This is a genomic window from Dactylosporangium sp. NPDC049742 (assembly GCF_040674675.1).
Classification (GTDB): domain Bacteria; phylum Actinomycetota; class Actinomycetes; order Mycobacteriales; family Micromonosporaceae; genus Dactylosporangium; species Dactylosporangium maewongense.
Map to the genome: position 1 here is coordinate 43,001 of NZ_JBFANF010000071.1, position 19,893 is coordinate 62,893.

General features: G+C 71.0%; 20 protein-coding genes and 1 pseudogene. 10 read left to right on the plus strand and 11 right to left on the minus strand.

Annotated features, from left to right (window positions below; all coding sequences use genetic code 11):
* Genes AB0J72_RS49490 through AB0J72_RS49500 form a run of 3 tightly spaced genes read right to left on the minus strand, consistent with a single transcriptional unit; the run spans position 1 to position 3,303 of the window.
* Entirely contained in the window at positions 1 to 1,008 is a 1,008-nt protein-coding gene (locus tag AB0J72_RS49490; protein WP_360564481.1) for a sugar ABC transporter permease, read from the minus strand.
* Between the two features lie 48 nt (positions 1,009 to 1,056).
* Positions 1,057 to 2,280, minus strand: a complete 1,224-nt coding sequence (locus tag AB0J72_RS49495; protein ID WP_363413072.1) for an extracellular solute-binding protein — start codon at positions 2,278 to 2,280, stop codon at positions 1,057 to 1,059.
* Between the two features lie 30 nt (positions 2,281 to 2,310).
* On the minus strand, positions 2,311 to 3,303 hold the full coding sequence (locus AB0J72_RS49500) for a LacI family DNA-binding transcriptional regulator (protein ID WP_363413074.1): 993 nt from the start codon (positions 3,301 to 3,303) through the stop codon (positions 2,311 to 2,313).
* A 122-nt stretch (positions 3,304 to 3,425) separates the two neighbouring features.
* Here AB0J72_RS49500 and AB0J72_RS49505 point away from each other — a divergent pair, with 122 nt between their 5' ends.
* The 4 genes from AB0J72_RS49505 (at position 3,426) to AB0J72_RS49520 (ending at position 7,921) form a co-directional block, all read left to right on the plus strand.
* Positions 3,426 to 5,366, plus strand: a complete 1,941-nt coding sequence (locus AB0J72_RS49505) for a glycogen debranching N-terminal domain-containing protein (RefSeq protein ID WP_363413076.1) — start codon at positions 3,426 to 3,428, stop codon at positions 5,364 to 5,366.
* Positions 5,367 to 5,399: 33 nt separating this feature from the next.
* On the plus strand, positions 5,400 to 5,747 hold the full coding sequence (locus tag AB0J72_RS49510; protein WP_363413078.1) for a metalloregulator ArsR/SmtB family transcription factor: 348 nt from the start codon (positions 5,400 to 5,402) through the stop codon (positions 5,745 to 5,747).
* On the plus strand, positions 5,744 to 6,379 hold the full coding sequence (locus AB0J72_RS49515) for an SRPBCC family protein (protein WP_363413080.1): 636 nt from the start codon (positions 5,744 to 5,746) through the stop codon (positions 6,377 to 6,379). Before AB0J72_RS49510 ends, AB0J72_RS49515 begins: the two co-directional genes overlap by 4 nt.
* 201 nt (positions 6,380 to 6,580) lie before the next feature.
* Positions 6,581 to 7,921 (plus strand): ABC transporter substrate-binding protein, encoded by a 1,341-nt coding sequence (locus tag AB0J72_RS49520; protein WP_363413082.1) that lies wholly within the window; start codon positions 6,581 to 6,583, stop codon positions 7,919 to 7,921.
* Positions 7,922 to 8,140: 219 nt separating this feature from the next.
* On the opposite strand, the gene AB0J72_RS49525 is transcribed toward AB0J72_RS49520, so the two are convergent.
* Both AB0J72_RS49525 and AB0J72_RS49530 read right to left on the minus strand, forming a co-directional pair.
* Positions 8,141 to 9,136: a hypothetical protein gene (locus AB0J72_RS49525; protein WP_363413084.1), complete on the minus strand. Its 996-nt coding sequence runs from the start codon at positions 9,134 to 9,136 to the stop codon at positions 8,141 to 8,143.
* A 302-nt stretch (positions 9,137 to 9,438) separates the two neighbouring features.
* Positions 9,439 to 9,888 carry a hypothetical protein gene (locus AB0J72_RS49530; protein ID WP_363413086.1) on the minus strand — a complete coding sequence of 150 codons (450 nt, stop codon included), beginning with the start codon at positions 9,886 to 9,888 and terminating at the stop codon, positions 9,439 to 9,441.
* 60 nt (positions 9,889 to 9,948) lie between these two features.
* On the opposite strand from AB0J72_RS49530, the gene AB0J72_RS49535 reads away from it, so the two are divergent.
* Positions 9,949 to 10,938 (plus strand): WYL domain-containing protein, encoded by a 990-nt coding sequence (locus tag AB0J72_RS49535; protein WP_363413106.1) that lies wholly within the window; start codon positions 9,949 to 9,951, stop codon positions 10,936 to 10,938.
* A 281-nt stretch (positions 10,939 to 11,219) separates the two neighbouring features.
* Here AB0J72_RS49535 and AB0J72_RS49540 read toward each other — a convergent pair whose 3' ends face one another.
* The 4 genes from AB0J72_RS49540 to AB0J72_RS49555 all read right to left on the minus strand — a co-directional run bounded on the left by AB0J72_RS49540 (position 11,220) and on the right by AB0J72_RS49555 (position 14,869).
* Positions 11,220 to 12,011 (minus strand): carbohydrate ABC transporter permease, encoded by a 792-nt coding sequence (locus AB0J72_RS49540; RefSeq protein WP_360564494.1) that lies wholly within the window; start codon positions 12,009 to 12,011, stop codon positions 11,220 to 11,222.
* Positions 12,008 to 12,814, minus strand: coding sequence for a sugar ABC transporter permease (locus AB0J72_RS49545; RefSeq protein ID WP_363413088.1), 807 nt, complete (start codon positions 12,812 to 12,814; stop codon positions 12,008 to 12,010). The genes AB0J72_RS49540 and AB0J72_RS49545 overlap by 4 nt, the downstream gene beginning before the upstream one ends.
* Positions 12,815 to 12,852: 38 nt before the next feature.
* Complete coding sequence (locus AB0J72_RS49550; protein WP_363413090.1) at positions 12,853 to 14,136, minus strand: sugar ABC transporter substrate-binding protein; 1,284 nt, start codon at positions 14,134 to 14,136, stop codon at positions 12,853 to 12,855.
* 175 nt (positions 14,137 to 14,311) lie between these two features.
* Positions 14,312 to 14,869: an NAD(P)H-dependent oxidoreductase gene (locus AB0J72_RS49555; protein WP_363413092.1), complete on the minus strand. Its 558-nt coding sequence runs from the start codon at positions 14,867 to 14,869 to the stop codon at positions 14,312 to 14,314.
* A gap of 145 nt (positions 14,870 to 15,014) precedes the next feature.
* On the opposite strand from AB0J72_RS49555, the gene AB0J72_RS49560 reads away from it, so the two are divergent.
* Both AB0J72_RS49560 and AB0J72_RS49565 read left to right on the plus strand, forming a co-directional pair.
* Complete coding sequence (locus tag AB0J72_RS49560) at positions 15,015 to 15,380, plus strand: helix-turn-helix domain-containing protein (RefSeq protein WP_363413094.1); 366 nt, start codon at positions 15,015 to 15,017, stop codon at positions 15,378 to 15,380.
* Positions 15,381 to 15,441: 61 nt separating this feature from the next.
* Complete coding sequence (locus tag AB0J72_RS49565; RefSeq protein ID WP_363413096.1) at positions 15,442 to 16,218, plus strand: hypothetical protein; 777 nt, start codon at positions 15,442 to 15,444, stop codon at positions 16,216 to 16,218.
* Here AB0J72_RS49565 and AB0J72_RS49570 read toward each other — a convergent pair.
* Entirely contained in the window at positions 16,215 to 17,447 is a 1,233-nt protein-coding gene (locus AB0J72_RS49570; protein WP_363413098.1) for a transposase, read from the minus strand. The two genes, AB0J72_RS49565 and AB0J72_RS49570, sit on opposite strands and share 4 nt — an antisense overlap.
* Before the next feature lie 4 nt (positions 17,448 to 17,451).
* On the opposite strand from AB0J72_RS49570, the pseudogene AB0J72_RS49575 reads away from it, so the two are divergent.
* Positions 17,452 to 17,612, plus strand: a pseudogene (locus tag AB0J72_RS49575) (transposase); the annotation flags it as partial.
* Positions 17,613 to 17,678: 66 nt separating this feature from the next.
* Positions 17,679 to 18,050: a GntR family transcriptional regulator gene (locus AB0J72_RS49580; protein ID WP_363413100.1), complete on the plus strand. Its 372-nt coding sequence runs from the start codon at positions 17,679 to 17,681 to the stop codon at positions 18,048 to 18,050.
* A 27-nt stretch (positions 18,051 to 18,077) separates the two neighbouring features.
* On the opposite strand, the gene AB0J72_RS49585 is transcribed toward AB0J72_RS49580, so the two are convergent.
* Positions 18,078 to 19,112 carry a LacI family DNA-binding transcriptional regulator gene (locus AB0J72_RS49585; protein ID WP_363413102.1) on the minus strand — a complete coding sequence of 345 codons (1,035 nt, stop codon included), beginning with the start codon at positions 19,110 to 19,112 and terminating at the stop codon, positions 18,078 to 18,080.
* Between the two features lie 182 nt (positions 19,113 to 19,294).
* On the opposite strand from AB0J72_RS49585, the gene AB0J72_RS49590 reads away from it, so the two are divergent.
* Positions 19,295 to 19,893 (plus strand): beta-L-arabinofuranosidase domain-containing protein (locus AB0J72_RS49590; RefSeq protein ID WP_363413104.1); only part of this gene is annotated, 599 nt, incomplete at its 3' end.

A 19,893-nucleotide genomic window follows, 5' to 3' on the forward strand; every position in this document is an offset into this window, starting at 1 on the left:
TCAGCGCTCCTTCCGCAGCACGAGCCGCTGCACGCCGGTGAACACCAGGATGATGACGAGCACGATGAACGCGATCGCCGCGGCCCGGCCCATCGCGCTGTTCTGGAAGCCTTCGCGGTAGATGAGGTACGCGGGGGTGAGCGTGGTCTTCTGCGGTCCGCCGGACGTCATCGCGTAGACCTGGTCGAACACCTGCCAGGTGCCGATCACGCCGAGGGTCAGCACGAGGAACAGCGTCGGCTTCAGCAGCGGCAGCGTGATCCGGAAGAAGCGCTGCCGGGCGGAGGCGCCGTCGATGGCGGCGGCCTCCTCGAGCTCCTCCGGGACGTTCTGCAGGCCGGCGAGGAACATCAGCATGAACGTGCCGGTCGTCGTCCAGGTCGCGAGGATCATCACCGAGCTGAGCGCGACGCTGGGCCCGGCGAGCCAGTCCCACCACGACAGGTCCATGAACTCGCCGCGCAGCGCGCCCGGCGGGCGGTCGACGCCGGCCGCGCCCAGCAGCAGGTGCAGCAGCCCGTCGGAGTCGTCGAGCCACACCAGGTCGACCTTGCCGGGCAGCACCGCCGACAGCACCGTGTTGACCACGCCGGTCGGGCTGAACAGGAAGATGAAGATGAACGCGACCGCGATCGAGCTGGTGACCGACGGGAAGTAGAACGCGGTGCGGAAGAACGTGCGGCCCTTGAGCAGCCGGGCGTTGACGACGAGCGCGAGGAGGAACGCGAGCGCCGTCTGCGCGGGGACGACGCCGAGCACGTAGTACAGGTTGTTGCGCAGGCTCTTGGCGAAGTCGCCGCGGACGATCCCGGGATCGGTCAGCAGGTCCTGGTAGTTGGCGGCGCCGGCGGGGTCGGAGGCGCCGAGCGGGGTGAGCCCGCTCCAGTCGCGGAAGCTGACCCACAGGGCGAGGAGGATCGGCGCGACCATGAACGCGCCGAGCCCGATCAGCGCGGGCGACACGAAGAGCCAGCCGGCCAGCCCCTGCCGGCCGTGAATGCGTGACATGCGGACTCCTCAGTGGAGGGGCCGCCGGGGCGGCCCCTCTCCGTGACGTCAGCCGAGGATGTCGGTCCCGGCCTTCTGCGTGCTGGTGACGACGTCGGCGACCTGCTTGTTGCCCTTGGCGAGGCCCTGGATGCCGTCGTTGAACGTGTCGATCGCGGTGCTGAAGCCCGGCACGAACACCGACTTCTTCGCGTAGTCGCCGCCGGCGACGAACGCCTTCAGCTCCGGCTTGTCCGCCAGCCACTTGTCCGCCAGGGACTTGCGCGACGGCATGACCGGGAACTCCTTGGTCACCGCGAACTGCTCGTCCGGCGAGGTGAGGAACTTGACGAAGTCGAGCGCGGCGGCCTTGTTCTTCGCCGCCTTCGCCACGCCGTAGCAGACGGAGAACGACATCGTGCCCTTGCCCTTCGGGCCGGCGGGCAGCTCGGCGACCGCGTACTTGACGTTGGGGAAGTCGTTCTTCATCGCCCCGACGATCCAGTTGCCCTCGATCGTCATCGACGTCGCGGCCTTGCCGAACGCCTCGCCGCCCCAGCCCGCGCCGACCGACGCCGGGGTGCCGAACCAGCCGGCCTTGTGGTTGTCGGTGACGTACTGCAGCGCCGTACGCATCTCCGGCGTGTCCATCGTCATCTTGGTGACGTCGTCGTTCGTCGGCCAGGCGCCCGCCTGGGCCATGAACGCGCCCCAGCGGTAGAACTCCGGCGCGAGCACCAGACCCGGGTGGCCAGGCTTGGTGAGCGCCTTGGCCGCCGCGGTCAGCTCGTCCCAGGTCGTGGGCGGCTTCAGGCCGGCGGCGGTGAAGTCGGCGGTGTTGTAGACCAGCTGGAGCGTGGAGAAGTCCTTCGGCGCGCAGTAGTAGGTACCCTTGTACGTGAAGGACTGCTTGAGCGTCTCGTAGAAGTCGCCGGGGTTGTCGACCTTGTCGCCGATCGGCTCCAGGACGCCGTTCTTGCCGAAGTCGGGCAGCTTGTTGTCGTTGACGTAGAAGACGTCCGGCGGTTCGCCGCCGGCGAGCGCGGTGGTGAGGGCCGTGTCGTACTCGGGCAGCACCTTCAGCTCGACGGTGTTGCGGCCCTGCTTGTTGTAGTCCTCGACGGCCTTGCGCAGCACGGCGTCCTCGGCGGGGGAGGAGGAGAACGCGTACATCGTCAGCTTCGCGCCGGTGGCGCTGCCTTCGGTGCCGCCGCCGCTGCCGTCGTCACCGCACGCGGCGACCAGCAGGACGGTGGCGATCAGAGCGGTCAGGAGGCGGGGTGTTCGTAACATGATGGTCGCTCCCAGGGGGGTCGGGGAAACTCAGGGCAGAGCGCTGGAGGCCCGGACGATCAGCTCGGGTGCCAGCAGTTGCCCGGCGGGTTCGTTGCCGCCGGGGCCCAGCAGGGCACGGATCATGGCGTGTCCGACGGCCTCGATCGGCTGCCGGACGCTGGACAGGTCGAGCGCGCCGGCGGTCGGGGTGTCGTCGAAGCCGACGACGGCGAGCCGGGCGTGCCGTTGCCGCACGGTGCGCAGCACGCCCGCGGCGAGCGTGTCGGTGGCGGCGACGACGGCGGTCGGTGGGGTGTGGTGGTCCAGCAGTGCCTCGGCGAGGCGCGCGCCGTTGGCGAGGGAGTCCTCGCCGCGCAGGTCGAGGTGGCGGGAGCCGTCGAGCAGGCCGTGCTTGTCGAGGGCGGTGCGCCACCCGTCGGCGCGCCGGTCGCCGACCGCGACGCCTTCCGGGTAGCCGAGGAACGCGATGCGCCGGTGCCCGCGGGTCACCAGGTGCTCGACGGCGGCGGCCGTGCCGGCGGTGTTGTCGATGTCGACCCACTGGTGGGCGTCGTCGGCGCCGGTACGGCCGAACGCGGCGAACGGGATCCGCAGCTGCCGCAGGCCCGCCGGGCGCGGGTCGGCGGACTGGATGCCGTAGAGCACGACGCCGTCGATCGCGCCGGCGCGGTGCAGCGCGTCGACGTTGGCGACCTCGTCGCCGGGGTCGTCGGCGGTGAACAGCAGCAGATGGTGGTCGGCGGCCCGGCCGGCCTCGGCGAGCGCGTGCAGCAGCCGGTCGTGCATGCTGCCCAGCGCGTGCGGGTGCATCGGCTCGATCCGGTAGCCGATCATGCGTGAGGTGGCGGCCCGCAGCGACTGCGCGACCCGGTTGGGCCGGTAGCCGAGCTGCTCGATCGCCGCCTCCACCCGCTGCCGGGTCTCGGGCCGCACCCGTTGCGGCGCGTTGAGCACGTTGGACACGGTCTGCCGGGAGACGCCGGCGGCTCGTGCGACGTCCTCGACGGTCGGCGGATGCACGGGACCTCCCACGGGAGATGGTGTTGAACGTTCAAATCGGGTCTTGCGGGATGCCCGTTTGAACGTTCAACATGGGTGTTCGGACATTCTCACCCCGCCAACGGCTTGTCAAGAGGAGCGATATGGGGCAGCCCTACCTCCACGAGCACGTGACGTGTGTCGCCGCCCCGGCCACGTGGCTCTCCGGCCCGTCGGGCCAGCTCCGCGGCGGCGCCGACGGCCTGTACGTCGACGACCGCCGGGTCCTGTCGAGGCTGGTCGTCACCGTCGACGGTGCCGAGCCCGTCCCGGTCCAGGTCACCCGGACGGGTGCGGCGTCGGCCCGGTTCACCGCGGTGCTGCCCGCCCTCGGCGACGACGGCCCCGACCCGACCGTCACGCTCGTGCGCGACCGCCGCACGTCGCCCCGCGGTGGCACCGAGACGCTCACGCTGACCAACCTGTCCCACGCCACCCTGGCCGTGGAGATCGAGATCGCCGCCGGCACCGACTTCGCCACCATGGGCGCCGTGAAGGACGGGCACCCGTCGACGTCCACAGTGGAGGTCGTCGGCGTCGGTACCGACGCGGCCGACGCCAACGGGATGCGCGTCGCCGTGACGGCGGACCCGCCGCCGGACCAGGTGTCGGGTGCTGGGCCGATGCGCTGGCTGGTCACGGTCGAGCCGCGGGCGAGCTGGACCGCCACGGTGCGCTTCACCCGCGCCGACGCCGCGCCGATCACCCGCTCCGCCGCACCGGCCGGGCTGCGGGTCACCGCCGACGACCGGCGCCTCGACGCGCTGGTGCGCGCGAGCGTCGAGGACCTCGCGGCGCTGCGGCACGCCGACGGCGACGACGACTACTACACCGCCGGCAGCCCCTGGTACCTCACCCTCTTCGGCCGCGACTCGCTGTGGGCGGCCCGGCTGGCCCTCCCGCTCGGCACCGGCGTCGCCGCCGGCACGCTGCGCGCCCTCGCCCGCCGCCAGGGCACGAAGCACGACCCGGACACCGACGAGGAGCCCGGCAAGATCCTGCACGAGGTCCGCCCCGCCGACGCCGCCCACTGGCTGCCGCCGGTCTACTACGGCACCGTCGACGCCACCGCGCTGTTCGTCAGCACCGCCGCCGACGCCTACCGCTGGGGGCTGTCGGCCGCCGAGGTCGAGCCGCTGCTGCCGCACGTCGAGCGGGCGCTGCTGTGGCTGGCCGGGCACGACGGCTTCATCGCCTACCGGTCCAGCGCGAAGGGCCTGGCCAACCACGGCTGGAAGGACTCCGGCGACGGCATCCAGCACGCCGACGGGCGCATCGCGCGCGGGCCGCTCGCGCTCGCCGAGGTGCAGGCGTACGCCTACCGCGCCTTCCTGGACGGTGCCTGGCTCCTGGAGTCGTTCGGCCGCGACGGCGCCGCGCACTGGCGCGACCTGGCCTCGGCGCTCGCGGCGCGGTTCCGGGCGGCGTTCTGGTGCCCCGGTGGCTACCCCGCGGTCGCCCTCGACGGCGACGGCGAGCAGGTCGGCAGCCTCACGTCCAACATCGGCCACCTGCTCGGCACCGGCCTGCTCTCGACGGAGGAGAGCGCCCGGGTCGCCGGCCACCTCGCCGAGCTGCGCTCACCGTTCGGCATCCGGACCATCGCGCCCTCGTCGGGCGGGTACAACTTCCTGTCCTACCACCTCGGCTCGGTGTGGCCGCACGACACCGCGATCGCCCTGCTCGGCCTGGTCCGCGACGGCCACCGCGCCGAGGCGGCCGAGGTGATCCGCGCCCTGCTCGCCGCCGGCGAACGCTTCGACGCCCGGCTGCCTGAGCTCTTCGGCGGCGACGACGCGCCGACGCCGTACCCGGCCTCCTGCCGCCCCCAGGCCTGGGCCGCCGCCGCCGGTCCCGCGCTGGTGACCGCCCTGCTCGGCCTCGACGTCGACGCCCCTTCGGGCCGGTTGACGCTCGACCCCCTGGCTCCGTCCCCGGTCGGCGCCTACCACGTGCGCGGCCTGCGGATCGCCGGCGGTTCGCTCGACGTGAGCGTCACCGCGGCCGGTGCGGCGACGGTCCACAGCGACCTGTTTAAGGCTTGACTTATATAAGCAGCAGATGACATTGTACGTGCCGTGCATGCGTTCGATGTGCTCGGCGACCCCGTGCGGCGCCGAATCCTGGAGCTGCTCGCCGACGGGGAACAGCCCGCCGGTGCGGTCAGCGAGACCGTGCGGGCCGAGTTCGGGATCTCGCAGCCGGCGGTGTCGCAGCACCTGAAGGTGCTGCGCGAGTCGGGGTTCGCGACCGTCCGGGCCGACGGCACCCGGCGCCTGTACGCCGTCGACGCCGCGCCGCTGCGCGAGGTCGACGCCTGGCTGGAGCGGTTCCGTGGCTTCTGGGAGCAGCGCCTGGACGCGCTCGGCACCGAGCTCGCCCGGGGCAAGCGCTCGCGATCTTCAACAGAAAGGCCTTCGTCGTGATCGACATCGTCAACCAGATCAACGCCGTCCACCGCGAGGTCGGCAACCACCCGGTCAGCACCGGCGAGGGGCGTTCGCTGTTGCTGCGCCGCACGTACGACGCCGACGTCGCGGACGTGTGGGACGCCTGCACCGATCCCGGGCGGCTCGGCCGGTGGCTCGGGCAGGTCGACGGCGACCTGCGCCTGGGCGGCACGTTCCAGATCAAGGACAACGCCGGCGGCCGGATCGTGCGCTGCGAGGAGCCGCGCCTGCTCGCGGTGACCTGGTCCTTCGGCGGCGGCATGGACACCGAGGTCGAGCTGCGGCTCGCGCCCGGGCCCGGCGGCGGCACCGTGCTGGAGCTGGAGCACTCCTCGCCCGCGGAGGTCGTGGACGAGCTCGTCCGCCAGTACGGCCCCGGCGGCACGATCGGCGTCGGCGGCGGCTGGGACCTCGCGCTGCTCGGCCTCGACCTGCACCTGCGCGGCATCGAGCTGGACCCCGCCACCTGGGAGGGCTCGCCCGAGGCGAAGGAGTTCGGGGTCCGCGCCTGCCACGCCTGGGGCGCGGCGATCCAGGCCGCCTGGGGCACCAGCGACGACGACATCGCCGCGGCGATCGCGTTCGGCGTGCAGCAGTTCGCTCCCTGAGCGCGGCGACCGGCGGGTATCCGCGTAGCGAAATCGTCACGGGAATTTCATATTGACGATTAGTAATATCACTGGCCACTCTCTGGTAATGCGACGCCCGCCTAGCGCAAGTTTTCCTCAAGGTCCGTTTCCTGTGCTCGGGCGGGCGCCGCGAACTGCTTATGGTCTGCGGGGCCCGTAGGCGGACGAGAGGCAGATGTCGTGGGATCCAGGACGATCCGGACGGTCGTGGCATTGGCCGGGGTGGTCGCCCTCGCGGCGGGCTGCGGCACGACCCCCGCCGCCGACGCGGGCCGGCCACTCGTCGTGCGGCTTTACGGGTCCGACGCGAACATGACCAACTCCCTCAAGGACAAGCTCGCCGGAAATCCCGGGATACTTTCCGGAATGGTCGGCACCACGCCGCTGCTCGCGCTGCCCGAATCGTTCCAGGGGCGGCTGCGCGGGGTCGACCCGTCGCTGGTCGACTACGGGTACGCCGCCGAGGCCTACGACGCGGTCATGCTCGCCGCCCTCGCCGCCGAGTCGGCCCGCACCACCCAGCCCCTGACCGTCGCGAAGTACGTCGTGGGCGCCTCGACCTCCGGCACGACCTGCGACTCCGCCGCGGCCTGCCTGGCGCTGGCCAAGGCCGGCAAGGACTTCGCCTACCGTGGCGTGTCGATGCGCCGCAGCGGCCTCAGCGACAGCGGCGAGCCGTCCTCGGCCTCCTACGGCACCCTGCACTTCGGCCGGGACAACACCATCAACGCCAACATGACCGAGTTCATCGGCGCCGGCGACGAGTCGCTCGCCTCCACCACCCCCGCCCCGCCGTTCACCCCCTACCCGAACTTCGGGGCGGGCGCGAAGCGGCCGGCCCCGCTGAAGGTCGGCGGGCTCATGCCGCACACCGGCCGGCTCGCCTTCCGCAGCCCGCCGCGCTTCGCCGCCGCCAAGCTCGCCGTCATGGACATCAACGCCGCCGGCGGCGTGCTGGGGCAGCCGGTCGAGTGGGTCGACGGCGACGACGGCACGGACGCCACCGTCGCCGCCGCCACCGTGGACCGGTTCGTCGGCCTGGGCGTGCAGGTCATCATCGGCGCGTCGTCCTCCAGCGTGACGAAGGCCGTCATCCCGAAGATCGCCGCGGCCGGCCGGATCCTCATCTCCCCGTCGTCCACCTCGGACGAGCTGAGCACCGTCGCGGACAACGGCCTGTTCTTCCGCACCGCCCCGGCCGACACCCTGCAGGCCCGTGCCCTCACCGACGTCATCATGCGCGACGGCCCCCACAAGGTGATGATCCTGGCCCGCGAGGACGCCTACGGCCTCGGCCTGCAGAAGAACGTGAAGGCGAACCTGGTCACCGCCGGCGTGCCCGAGGATGCCGTCCAACTCGTGACCTACCCGGGCACCAGCCAGGACTTCGCCGGCCTGGCCGCCCGTGTCCGGTCCGCCGCCCCCGACGCCGTGCTCATCCTCGGCTACGACGAGACGGCCCTCATCGTGACGGCCCTCTACGCGCAGAAGATCGGCACGGCCGGCGCCCTGAACAGGTGACCGCGGCCCGGCCCGGACAGGTGCGGCCGAACGTACGGTGACCGCCAGTGGCCCGGCGACGACGTCGTCCGCATGCGCGCAGCCCGGGTCCGGCTCGGCGACGACGCCGGGACGTCGAGCCCCGTCGCCGGGCAGCCGGACGTGCGGAGTGCGGGTATCCGCCGACACGCCGGTCGGGTGGACGATCAGCGCCGGTCGCGCCTGCGACGGAGGACGTGGTCACCGTGAGACGCGCCGGCTCCATCGGGCCAACACCCACAACACCACCAGGTCTACCGCAAGGGCCGATACCGCGGCGAACTGGTTGACAGTGAACTTGAAGACCTGTCCGACGAGCAGGTCGGCCAGCAACGCGAGTCTCAGCCACCGGATGCCGGTTGCGTGGTCGACACTCAGCGCCGCCGCGCCGCGGATGCTCAACAGCGCCGTGCACGCCGCCGCACCGACGACCACCAGGTCAGCTCGCTGCTCCCCGGCGTGGTCGAAGTCGCCGGTGACGGATTCGGCCAGCGCGCCGACGATCGTCAAGGTGGGCAGCATGATGAGATACCACGACGCCGCTGTCAGGGTCCACGATGGCCGAAGCAGGGCATCCAGTCGAGCGCGAAGCCGACCAGCTGCGGCACGCGAGCGGTCGACGCGTCCCGATTCGGCGTCGGGTATCGCGTTGAGCAGCCGGACCAGCGCGCGGTCGACTTCGCGCTCCGATCCTGTCACCAGCTCGATGGCCTCCACCCGCTGCCGTGTCGTCAGGCCCGAAATGACTCCGGTCAGCGCGGCGTCGGCCGCGTCGGCGCGCCGCTCGTCCGCCGTGCGTTCGGCCGGCCCATGTAACCACTGTGTGATGACGACCAGCACGGCGAACGTGAGGTAGATGATGCCGGCGGCAGGCCGGTAGAAGTAGTCCGTCTCCTCGGTGATGAATTTGCCCACCTCGTCGATGAACAGCCCGAATCCCGCCCCGCCGAGCATTGCGCTGCAGATCCGCGCGGCCCGGCCCAGGAAGACCAGCGCAACGCCGACGGCTGCCATCATGAGCAGGCCGCCCCAGAGCACGTGGGCGATGTGCAGCCCCCCGCCGCCGATCTTGGGATATCCGGTCGCCGCCAGATAAGCCCGGGTGAGTAGGACCGTGCTGATGCCGCAGAGCACGAACGCCTGCAGGTAGGTCGCAGCGCTGCCGGCGCGGACGAAACCCGATGGTTGCGAGTCCATGGTCAATGATATTCCGGGTCAATGGCCGTCCTGTCCCGAAGTACGCAGACAGGTCACGTCGATGGCGGAGCAGCGGGTGCGTTGGAAGGTCTCCCGGTCCGGTTTGGTCCGCGACCGCCGCCCGGTCCACCTCCCTGCCGATGCCGTCGTCCTGGCCGGTCTGGCGGCCGCGCCACATGATCCGGGGCCGTTGCCCGGCATCGGCCTGGGTGGTGGAGTCGCCGGTGATGAGGAACCGAGTCCGTCGACTGTCCACTGTGGTGGCACCGGCCATCCCGATGCCGGGGAGCCGAGCCGCTCTGTCAGGCGCGGTTGAACTCCATGATCCAGTTGGACTCCCACGTGTGTCCACCGTCGGCCGAGAACTCCTGTTCCCAGCGCGCCGACGTGGGGGTGATGTCCGACCAGATGAAGTGCGCCTTGATCGGTCTTCCTTCGTGCGTGTCGTCGCCGTAGAAGTCGCCGCGGCCGTCGGTGAAGGTGCCCACCACCGGCGGGTAGAGCAGGCCGGTGGTGCTGCTCGCCCAGTAGATCGACCATTCCTTGCGTTCGACGTCGAACAGTCGCAGCGAGAAGCCGCGGCTGCCCAGCGTCGGGAAGACGATCTCCTCGGTGTTGCCGGCACCGTTGAAGATGCTCTGGCTGGTCACGCTGCTCGGGAAGTGGTCCCACTCGTCGCTGCCGGCGAAGAGTGTCCTGAGGCGCCGGTTGACCACGTCCCACGAGCCGATGATGAAGTCGAAGTCGTTCATGCGGCGATCATGAGTCATGACCCCTGACATCTTCTGTCAGTGATCTGGAAGACTGTCTCGGTGCGTGCGAGCCGATTGCTGTCCCTGCTGCTGTTGTTGCAGAATCGCGGGCGGATGAGCGCCGCACAGCTTGCCAGGGAGCTCGGCATCACCGCCCGGACCGTCTACCGCGACGTCGAGGCGCTGGCCGCGGCGGGCGTGCCGATCTACGCCGAGCAGGGACCCGCCGGTGGGTACCAGCTGATGGACGGCTACCGCACCCAGTTGACCGGCCTGACCGCCGACGAGGCCGAGTCGTTGTTCCTGACCGGCATGCCGCAGCCGGCCGCCGAGCTGGGACTCGGTGCTCAGGTGGCCGCCGCCGAGCTCAAGTTGATGGCGGCGTTGCCCACCCCGTACCGGGAGGCGTCGATTCGAATCCGGCAGCGCTTCCACCTCGACGCGCCGGGCTGGTACCGGGAGCCGGACGCGGTGCCGCACCTGCTCGCCGTCGCGGAGGCGCTCTGGCAGGACCAGGTCATCGAGGTCCGGTACCGTCGCTGGGCGCCTCAGCCCGGCGTGGTCGGCCGGCGGCTGCACCCGCTGGGGCTCGTCCTCAAGGCGGGAGTCTGGTATGTGATCGCCGCCGGGCGCGGTGAGCCGCGCACCTACCGGGTCTCCGCCATCGTTGAACTGCGGCGGCTGCCGGAGAAATTCATCCGCCCGGACGGCTTCGACCTGACCAGATTCTGGCAGGCACATGTCGAACGGTACGAGCGGGCCGAAACGACCGAGGTCGCCGTGGTGCGTCTGTCGCCCGCGGGGATCGCCGCCCTACCCGACATCCTCGGCCCGCGGGCCGGCCGGCTGGCGGCGCGCACCCTCACACCCGCCGACCCGGACGGCTGGCGACGCGTCACCATCCCGCTGGAAAGCGTGGACCACGCCGCCGCCGGCCTGCTCCGACTCGGCGCGGACGCGCAGGCACTCGCCCCTCCTGAACTGGTCGCGCGCATCACCGCAACGCTCCGGGCGATGACTCGGCTGTATCCGCCGGCGTCGACGGATTGAAACACCGGTTCGTCGAACCGGTGTGTTCCATGCTGCCGCGGTAGACCCGGGGCCGTGCGGTGGGACGAACGGGTTGCATCGGTGACCGGCCGTCGGCGGTCGTGGAGCCGGGCCGCGATCAGCGCCAGCTGGGCGGCATGACCGAAGCCGCCCAGCTTCCCGGTCGTGTCGTGCAGGGGGCCAGCGGTTGGAGTGTCGGTTGATTCGGCGGCGTCACCACGCCGGCGAGCGTCGACGAGACCGGCTGAGCGCCGCGGCACCGATGCGCCATGGTACCCCGGTCAGCCCTTCAGGGCACCCTTGACGAAGCCGCGCACGTAGTACCGCTGCAGCAACAGGAACAGGAGCACGCACGGCACCGCGGCGGTGACGACGCCGGAGAGCAGGGTGCCGTGGTCGACGGCGCCGAGGCTGCCGGACTGCAGGTTGAACAGGGCGACCGGCAGCGTGAACTTCTCGTCGTCGGTGATGAAGATGAGCGGGGCGACGAACTCGTTCCACGAGGCGAGGAACGAGAACAGCGCGACCGTCACGATGCCGGGGACGACGCCGCGGAGCAGGACGTGGCGCAGGACGCCGGCCGGGCCGCAGCCGTCGATGAGGGCCGCCTCGTCGAGCTCGACGGGCAGCGCCTCGAACGAGTTGCGCATCATGAACAGCCCGAACGGCAGCTGGAACATGGCGAGCACGAGCGCCAGGCCGACCAGCGAGTTCTGCAGGCCGAGCCAGTCGAGCATGATGTACAGCGGGATCAGGATCGTGCTGTGCGGCACCATGAGGATGGTCAGGGTGGCCATGAAGAGCAGGTTCCTGCCGCGGAACGAGAAGCGGGCGATCGCGTAGCCGCCCAGGGTCGTGGCCACCACGGTGACGGCGACCGTCACGAGGGCGACGAACGCGGTGTTGCGCATGTAGACGGGCAGGCCGCTGCCGTACACCAGCAGCCGCCGATAGTTGTCGAGCCCCAGCTGCCCGGTGCCGGTGCGGCCGTGCACCGACGCCCAGAGCGCCCACAGCATCGGGGTCAGGAACAGCACGGCGAGCGCGGCGCAGGTGGTGATGCGGGCCTTCATCGGGCGCTCCTGAGGAATCGGACCTGTGCGCCGTTGACGGCGTACAGGACGGCGAGGATCCCCACGGAGATGGCGGCGGCGCGGCCGAGGTCCTGGGAGGTGAACGCCTCGCGGTAGATGCCGATGACGACGGTCGCCGTGCCGTGGCGGCCGCCGGTGAGGATGAAGAACTGGTCGAACGCGAGCAGCGAGCTGGTCACCAGCAGCACGAGGACGAGGGCCATGGTGGGGCGCAGCAGCGGCAGCGTGATCCGCCTCATCATCTGCCAGCGGGTCGCGCCCTCGATGGTCGCCGCCTCGTACAGGAGCGGATTGATCGATTGAAGTCCGGCCATGATGATGACCATGTAGTAGCCCGCGAACTTCCACGTGATCATGACCGCGGTCGAGTAGAGCGCGTTGTCGCCGTCGCCGAGCCAGTCGACGCCGTCGCTGCCGAGCAGCGCGGCGAACGCGTTGAGCGGCGACGCGTCGTGGTTGAACATGCCGTAGAACAGCAGGCTCGCCGAGGCCAGCCCGACCGCGGCGGGCAGGAAGAACACGGTCCGGAACACGGTCACGGCCGGCCCGGGGCGCTGCACGAGCAGGGCGAGCCCGAACGCCATCAGCCCGACGAGCACGGTGGCGACCAGGGTGTACTTGATGCTGAAGACGATCGCCCGGGTGAACAGGGGCTCGCGCAGCGCCTCGTAGTTCGCCACACCGTTCGGGGCCGAAGCGCCCAGCAGCGGCCAGTCGTTGAGCGACATCCACGCCATCAGGCCGAGCGGTCCGACGAACAGCACCGCCACCAGCAGCGCCATCGGCACGGCGTAGAGGAATCCGGACGACCGCCGCACGCTCAGCCCCCGCTCAGTGAGGTGGTGATGCTTCCGTTGTGCCGGTCGAGGGCGGCGCCGACGTCACCGGGGCCGAACACCGCGTCGGCGACCGCTTCGATCCACGGGCCGTTGGGGTCGTTGAACGTCTTGCCGAACGCGACGGCGTACGGTGTCTGGCCCCTCCGCGCGATCGCCGTGAACGTCACCAGCCGCGGGTCCTGCTGGGCGTGGACGTTGTTGTCGAGGTCGCTGCGGACGGGCACGTAGCGGTTCTTCGCCACGACGTCGACCTGCGCCTGCTCCGACAGGGTCCAGGCGATGAAGTCCCACGCCTGGTCCGCGTGCCGGCTGTTGGAGCCGATGCCGAGCACGTCCCCGCCGACGAACGACGACGCGCCGCCTTCGAGGCCCGGGATCGCGGCGACGCCGACCTGCAGCCGCGACGCCTCCTCGATGTTGCGCAGGGCGGTGGCGCCCATCGGCTGGATGCCGATCAGCCCCTCGCTGAACGCCTGTGTCCACGACGGGCCGCTCTCGTTCTTCGCCGACCGGGGGACGAGGCCGTCGGCGTACATGCCGCGGTAGAACTGGAAGACCCGCGTCGCGTCGGCGCTGTTGAGCATCGCGGCGGTGCCGTCCTCGTTGAGGACCTTCGACCCGGATGCCCAGATCATCGGCCACGCCGTGGCGAACATGCAGTCCGGGCAGGCGCCGCCGAAGTTGAACCCGTGCACGCCGCCGCCGAGCCCGTTGACCTTCGCGGCGAACTCGCGCAGCTCCCGCAGGCTGGTCGGCGGCCGGTCGCCGTCGAGCCCGGCCCGGATGAACAGGTCCTTGTTGTAGAACAACGCGGCCAGGTCGATGTCGTGCGGCACGCCGTAGGTGCGGCCGGCGTGCCGGACGGCCCGCATGTGCGACGGCGCGAGGTCCTCCCGGAACGGCAGCGTGGCGACCCGCGCCGTGATGTCGGCGAACACGCCCTGGGCGGCGTAGTTCGGCGCGTACACCACGTCGACGGCGAGCAGGTCCGGCAGCTGACGGGTGCCGGCGGCCGCGCCGACCCGCTGCTGGTAGGAGTCTCCCGGCATGACCGTGAGCTTGACTTTGTTGCGGTGGCTGCGGTTGTACTGGTCGATGAGGGCCCGGCTGAACGCCCCGGTGAGCGAGCGGGTCCACATGGTCAGCACCGTCCCGTCGTCGGTGGCCGCGGTCCCCGCCGGCACCGGTGCGTCGTGCGCCCGCTGGCACGCGGTGAGCGCGAGCACGGCGACGAGCGCCACCACCCCGGCCTTGCGTGCGCCCATTGATCGCCTCCGCTCCTCGCGGCATGTTAGCGATCACATCGAGGTTGTCAACACCACCGTCTGGACGTTAAATTCTGGCGACGCACTGGGTTTGTGGTGATGTGAGCGGTAACTCGCATGGTCGCCTGTCGGGGTGGCCCGGCGGCGCCCCCTCGTGCCGCCGGGCCGGGGTGGGTCAGACGCGCAGTTTCGCCAGGGCGTCGGACCAGGCGACGACCTGGCCGAGCGTGGCGTCCAGGGCATCGAGCTGCGCCTGGCCTGGAGTGAGCCGGGTGAAGTTCTCGAAGTCCGTGTAGAACGACAGCGCGACCTGCGAGCGGACCGTGGCGAGCTGCAGCTCGGCGGCGATGAGCCGCAGGTGCTCCACCGCACGGGCGGCGCCGACCACGCCGTAGCCGACGAACCCGGCGGCCTTGTTGTTCCACTCGGCGTACAGGTAGTCGATGGCGTTCTTCAACACCCCGGTCGTGGAGTGGTTGTACTCCGGGGTGACGAACACGTAGCCGTCGTAGCCGGCGATGACCCGCGACCACGCCTTCGTGTGTTCGTTGGCGTACTGGCCCGCCGACGCCGGGACGGGCTCGTCGAGGTGCGGCAGCGGGTGGTCGGCGAGGTCGACGATCTCGAACTCGGCGTCGTTCCGCCGAGCGGCGGTCTCGAGCACCCAGTCGGCGACGAGCCGGCTGTACCGGCCGGGCCGGACGCTCCCGACGATGATGGCGATCCTGGTCACGGGCGTGCACTCCTCACGTCACCGCCGCTTCCGACGCGGCGTCCGTGAGATGTGAGCGGTTCTGGCATACGCTGCATTTCCGGTCTGAATTCCGCACTTTGAGGTGCGTCGCGCACCTTGACGTGCCTCTTGGAGGTGAGCAGGCATGACCGCATCCAACGCGTTGTCCACATGTCGGGACGACGATCTGCGCGCGGTGGTTCGTGGGCTGCTGACGACGATCGGCGACAAGTGGACCCTCGTCGTCATCGCCGTACTGGTGGCCGGGCCGCGGCGCTTCACCGCGATCCAGCGCGAGGTCGAGGGCATCTCCCACCGGGTGCTCACCAAGACGCTGCGCGACCTCGAGCGGGACGGCCTCGTGTCGCGCGAGGTGCACGCCGAGGTGCCGCCGCGGGTCATGTACGAGCTGACGCCGCTCGGCCGTACGCTGCTGGAGCCCGTCGACGGGCTGGTCCGCTGGGTGGAGGCGCACGGCAGGGCGGTGCTGGCCAACCGGTCCCGCTCTTGACTTTGTAGCAAGCTATGTCTCACTATGGTGATACAAATATTGCTACAAGATGGGAGGGGTCATGACCTCGTCGGATGAGCAGTCGGCACGCGCCTGGCTGGACGGCAGGGGGTTGCCCGACGCTCCTGTCACCGACCTGCTGGGCGCCCGGCTGGCCGCCCGGCGGCGGGCGCGCATCGCCGACGCGCTGGTGCTCGCCGCGCTCATCATCGTCGCGTCGCTCGCGCAGGCCGCCAGCCTCAACGACAGCTGGTCGCACCGGCTGGTGCTGCTCGTGCTCGCCGCGGCGACCGCCGGGCTGCTGGTCGCCCGGCTGCTCATCGCGCGCCGGCTGGCCGCGGCCGACCGGCGGGCGGGAGCGGCGCTGCCGCGGCGGGCCGCGCACGCGGTGAAGCCCGGCTGGCGGGTCGTGCTCGGCCGGGCACACGCCGCCTTCGGCCTCGTCACGCTCAGCATTGCCGTCGTCCTCGCGCTCAGCGCGCTGACCGTCCCGGATGCGCTGGTCCGCCAGGGTGCGGTGATCCTGCTTGTGGCCGTGCTCGGCGTCGCCGCCGGGACCGCCGTGCAGCTGCGGCAGCTGCTGACCAGCCCCGTGGTGGCGGAGGACGAGACGTCGCTGACGGTCGACGTCATCATGAGGATCGAGGACGCTCGGGAGTCCACCGCCCCGAGCGTGCTGTGGACGCTGCCGGTGGTCCTGCTGTGCGGCTTCGCCCCGCTGTGGTGGAACGTCGCGGCCTTCGGCGCTGTCGCGCTCGGCGTCGCCGCGACGGCCCTGATCCACGTGCGCACGCCGGCGAGCCTGGCCACCGCCCGGCAGGCGATGATCGTCCGTTAACGATCCCCACGAATAGATCCGGGGGATTTCCCTCCGGGGCAAAGCCCTGGATTCCCAGCTCGGACCGCACCTGATGCACCGTCGCGAAAGAAGGTGATCAAATGTCTGATGTCGTCGGCACTGGCACGGTTGCGTTCAGCCGTGGCGAGGATCGTCCTCGCGGCGTTGAGGTCACGGTCGGCGGTGTAGCCGCAGGCCGCGCACTGGAACGTACGGACGCCCAGCCCGAGACGGAGATTGGCTCTCTCGCCGCACCCGGAGCAGGTCATGGTCGTGTAGGCGGGCGGCACCAGCACCACCTTCCGGCCCGCCCGCGTAGCGCGCTCGATCAGTTCACGTTTCGCTGCGCCGATCGCCGCGTCGGCGGCTTTACGGGCCATCCGGGTCTTGGCCAGGAACTTCGGTTCGAAGTCCTCCACGGCGATCAGGTCGTGGTGGTCGGTGACGTTGTTGGCCCAGACGCGGGCGTCGTGGGTGTTCTGCCGGGCGGCCTTCTTGGCGATGCGGGCGGCTCGGCGCTTCGCGTCCTGGTATCCCTTCGACTGCGGCCGACCCTTCGGCCGGCGTCGGCGGGCCATCGCGCGTTGGGCGCTGGCCAGCTCGGCCGCGCAGCGGCGGCGGTGGCCCAGGTACGGCAGGTCGAATCCGGGGTCGGTGGTGGTGGCGGTGCTCTTCACGCCCCAGTCCACACCGATACCCGGCAGACCACTCGGCAGACCGGTCTGCGGTGTCTGCGCCTGCTCACGGCGAACCACGAACGACGCGTACCAGTGACCGAGACTGTCCTGGTAGACGCGCACACTGGACGGTTCGGACGGCAACTCCCGGGACCAGACGACCGGAACCGTGACCGTGCCCGGCAGGCGCAGACGGCCGCCCCTGATCGAGAAGCCACGGGTGGTGTACTCCAGACTCGGCAGCGAGCCCTTAAGACGCTTGACCTTCGGCCGTCCCCGACCCTTGACCTTGAACGAGTGATCCAGGGCGAGGCTGTACGTGCGCAGCGTCTGTTGTTGGGCGACCTGCGACCCCGCCCGCAACCAGGAGTTGCGGCCCCGGGCTTCGGTCAGCAGCTTCGACAGCTTCCCGAATGTCGGCCTGCGGCCGGTCTTCTGCTGGTGGACGGCCTCGTTCCACAGCCAGCGGCAGCGGCCCCACTCGTCGAGCAGGGCGGCCTCCGCCATGCGGCCCGGCCGCAGGCGGTAGGTGTAACGCACTGTCTCGATCATCTAGTTCCCACACCTTAAGTCCCGGTGCCGACCCTGTGGACCAACTCGTACTTCGTCGCGACAGTTGGCGGCGCGATCCTGGAGATAGTGAAGAGGTATGTCGAGAACCAGCGCAACGTCGGACCAGACGCCCATCCGCCTCGACGGCGAATGGGCTATCCCTGACCTGCTCCGCAGGGGTTCCGTTTCCTCCCCACGGCTCAAGCCGGGAGTTTCCACGGAAGGTACTCGATGATCGTCATCGACGCCGCCTCGGCGGTTCCGCCCTTCGAGCAGCTGCGGGTCCAGCTCGCCCGGCAGATCCAGGACCGCACGCTGCCGGTCGGCTTCCGCCTGCCGACGATCCGCAGCCTGGCGACCGACCTGGGGCTGGCCGCCAACACCGTCGCCCGGGCCTACCGTGAGCTGGAGGAGGCGGGCCTCATCGAGACCCGCGGCCGGGCGGGCTCGTTCGTCTCGGCGGCGGGCGAGGTCAGCCGCGAGCGCGCCCGCCATGCGGCGGCCGACTACGCCGCTGTGATCGCCAGCCTCGGTCTCGACCTGGACGAGGCGCTCGCCATCGCCCGCGCCGCCCTGACCGCCACCCGGCTCAATTCCCCATGATCCGGTAAGAACTCGTCGCCAGGGCGGTCATGGGCGGGCGGGCTGGGTGGGGGCCACGCCGGTGGACTCGCGGACGACGAGGCGGCCGGGCTGGCGGACGACGCCCGAGTGGTGGTCGCCGTCGAGGGCGGCGAAGAGGTGGCGGACGGCGGTGGCGCCGAGCTGCTCGAGGTTGAGGTCCACTGTGGTCAGTGGCGGGCGGCACTCGGTGGCGAAGACCTCCCAGTTGTCGTAGCCGACCACGGCCACGTCGTCGGGGCAGGTGCGGCCCAGGTCGCGCAGGGCCTCGGTGACGCCGGAGGCGATCTGGTCGTTGCCGCAGAAGATGGCGTCGATGTCGGGGTGCGAGGCGAGCAGCCGCGACGTGGCGTGCCGGCCCCAGCGCTGCGACCACTGGCCGAAGAGCGGCTCGCCGACCAGGGAGAGGCCTGCCGATGAGAGGCCCGAAGCGAAGGCCAGGGCGCGGTCGCGGGCGGCGCGGTAGCCGTGGTCGCCGGTGATGTGGGCGATGCGGCGGCGGCCCAGCGAGACGAGGTGCTCGGCGGCGAGGTGGGCACCGCCGGCGTCGTCGGCGACGACGGACAGGTCCGCGGGGTCGTCGGACTCGCAGTACGCGTAGACGACCGGCACGGGGATGCTGCGGGTCAGTGACGGGCGCAGGTCGTTGGCGTCGCCGAGGATGATGAACCCGTCGACCTGCCGGGCGAGCAGCGTGCGGATGTAGTGCTGGCGGCGGATGGCGTCGCCGCGGGCGTCGCAGAGCAGGACGCTCATCTGCTCGTTGCCGAGGGCGTTCTCGGCGCCGAGCAGGACCGGGATCGCGAAGCGGGCGGCCGACAGCTCGTCGGTGAGCAGGCCGATCGTGCGGGTGTTGCCCGAGATCAGGCCGCGTGCGAGCACGTTGGGCTGGAAGGACAGCTCCTCCGCGGCCTGCTGGACCCGCCGCCGGGTCGCCGGGGCCACCTCGTCGCGGGCGTTGAGCGCCTTGGAGGCGGTCGCGACCGAGACGCCGGCCAGCTTGGCGACGTCGGTGAGGGTGACCTGCGCGCGTTTCCTGCTCACCAGCGGCCCTTCTCAAAGCATCCGAAAACTTTTCGGCGAGCATACACATGCTCGGTTGCGTGTCACAACTGTCACAAACCGACATTCGGGTCAGATCAGCAGCACCATGCGCAGAAAATCGACCGTTGACACGGCGATGTCATGCTGCCATCCTTCCGAAAAGGTTTTCGTAACACAGAAAGGTGGGTACCGCAGTGACGTCGGACGCCAGCGGAGGGCCGGTGCTCCCGTCCCGCGGGGTACTGCGGCCCGTCGATCCGCGACGGGTACGCATCACCGGCGGGTTCTGGGCGCAGCGCCAGGCGGTGAACGGCACCGCCACGATCGAGCACTGCCGCACCTGGCTCGACCGGCTCGGCTGGACCGGCAACTTCGCCACGACGGGCACGGGCACCGAGCGCCGCCGCGGCCGGGAGTTCTCCGACTCCGAGATCTACAAGCACGTCGAGGCGATGTGCTGGGAGTCCGTCCGCCCCGGCGGCACCGACCACTCGGCGCGGCTGGACGAGCTCACCGCCATGATCGCCGCCGCGCAGGCCCCCGACGGCTACGTGCACACCGCGTTCGGCCGGCCCGGCCAGCCCGAGCGGTACAGCGACCTGAACTTCGGCCACGAGCTCTACTGCGCCGGCCACCTCATCCAGGCCGGCGTCGCCGCGGCCCGCACCGGCCTGGCCGGCGGGCTGCTCGACGTGGGGCGCGGGGGCCCCGGCGACCGGGGAGGGCGCCTAGCCCCCGCCCGGGGGTTGGGGCCCCCCGGCGAGGGGAACCCCCGCCGGGG

What these genes read in the sequence shown, in the direction of transcription:
- AB0J72_RS49490 (WP_360564481.1), bottom strand. Translation starts at nt 1,008, where the DNA reads ATGTCACGCATTCACGGCCGGCAGGGGCTGGCCGGCTGGCTCTTCGTG.
- AB0J72_RS49495 (WP_363413072.1), bottom strand. Translation starts at nt 2,280, where the DNA reads ATGTTACGAACACCCCGCCTCCTGACCGCTCTGATCGCCACCGTCCTG.
- AB0J72_RS49505 (WP_363413076.1), top strand. Translation starts at nt 3,426, where the DNA reads ATGGGGCAGCCCTACCTCCACGAGCACGTGACGTGTGTCGCCGCCCCG.
- AB0J72_RS49525 (WP_363413084.1), bottom strand. Translation starts at nt 9,136, where the DNA reads ATGGACTCGCAACCATCGGGTTTCGTCCGCGCCGGCAGCGCTGCGACC.
- AB0J72_RS49530 (WP_363413086.1), bottom strand. Translation starts at nt 9,888, where the DNA reads ATGAACGACTTCGACTTCATCATCGGCTCGTGGGACGTGGTCAACCGG.
- AB0J72_RS49540 (WP_360564494.1), bottom strand. Translation starts at nt 12,011, where the DNA reads ATGAAGGCCCGCATCACCACCTGCGCCGCGCTCGCCGTGCTGTTCCTG.
- AB0J72_RS49545 (WP_363413088.1), bottom strand. Translation starts at nt 12,814, where the DNA reads ATGGCGCTGCTGGTGGCGGTGCTGTTCGTCGGACCGCTCGGCCTGATG.
- AB0J72_RS49550 (WP_363413090.1), bottom strand. Translation starts at nt 14,136, where the DNA reads ATGGGCGCACGCAAGGCCGGGGTGGTGGCGCTCGTCGCCGTGCTCGCG.
- AB0J72_RS49560 (WP_363413094.1), top strand. Translation starts at nt 15,015, where the DNA reads ATGACCGCATCCAACGCGTTGTCCACATGTCGGGACGACGATCTGCGC.
- AB0J72_RS49565 (WP_363413096.1), top strand. Translation starts at nt 15,442, where the DNA reads ATGACCTCGTCGGATGAGCAGTCGGCACGCGCCTGGCTGGACGGCAGG.
- AB0J72_RS49570 (WP_363413098.1), bottom strand. Translation starts at nt 17,447, where the DNA reads ATGATCGAGACAGTGCGTTACACCTACCGCCTGCGGCCGGGCCGCATG.
- AB0J72_RS49580 (WP_363413100.1), top strand. Translation starts at nt 17,679, where the DNA reads ATGATCGTCATCGACGCCGCCTCGGCGGTTCCGCCCTTCGAGCAGCTG.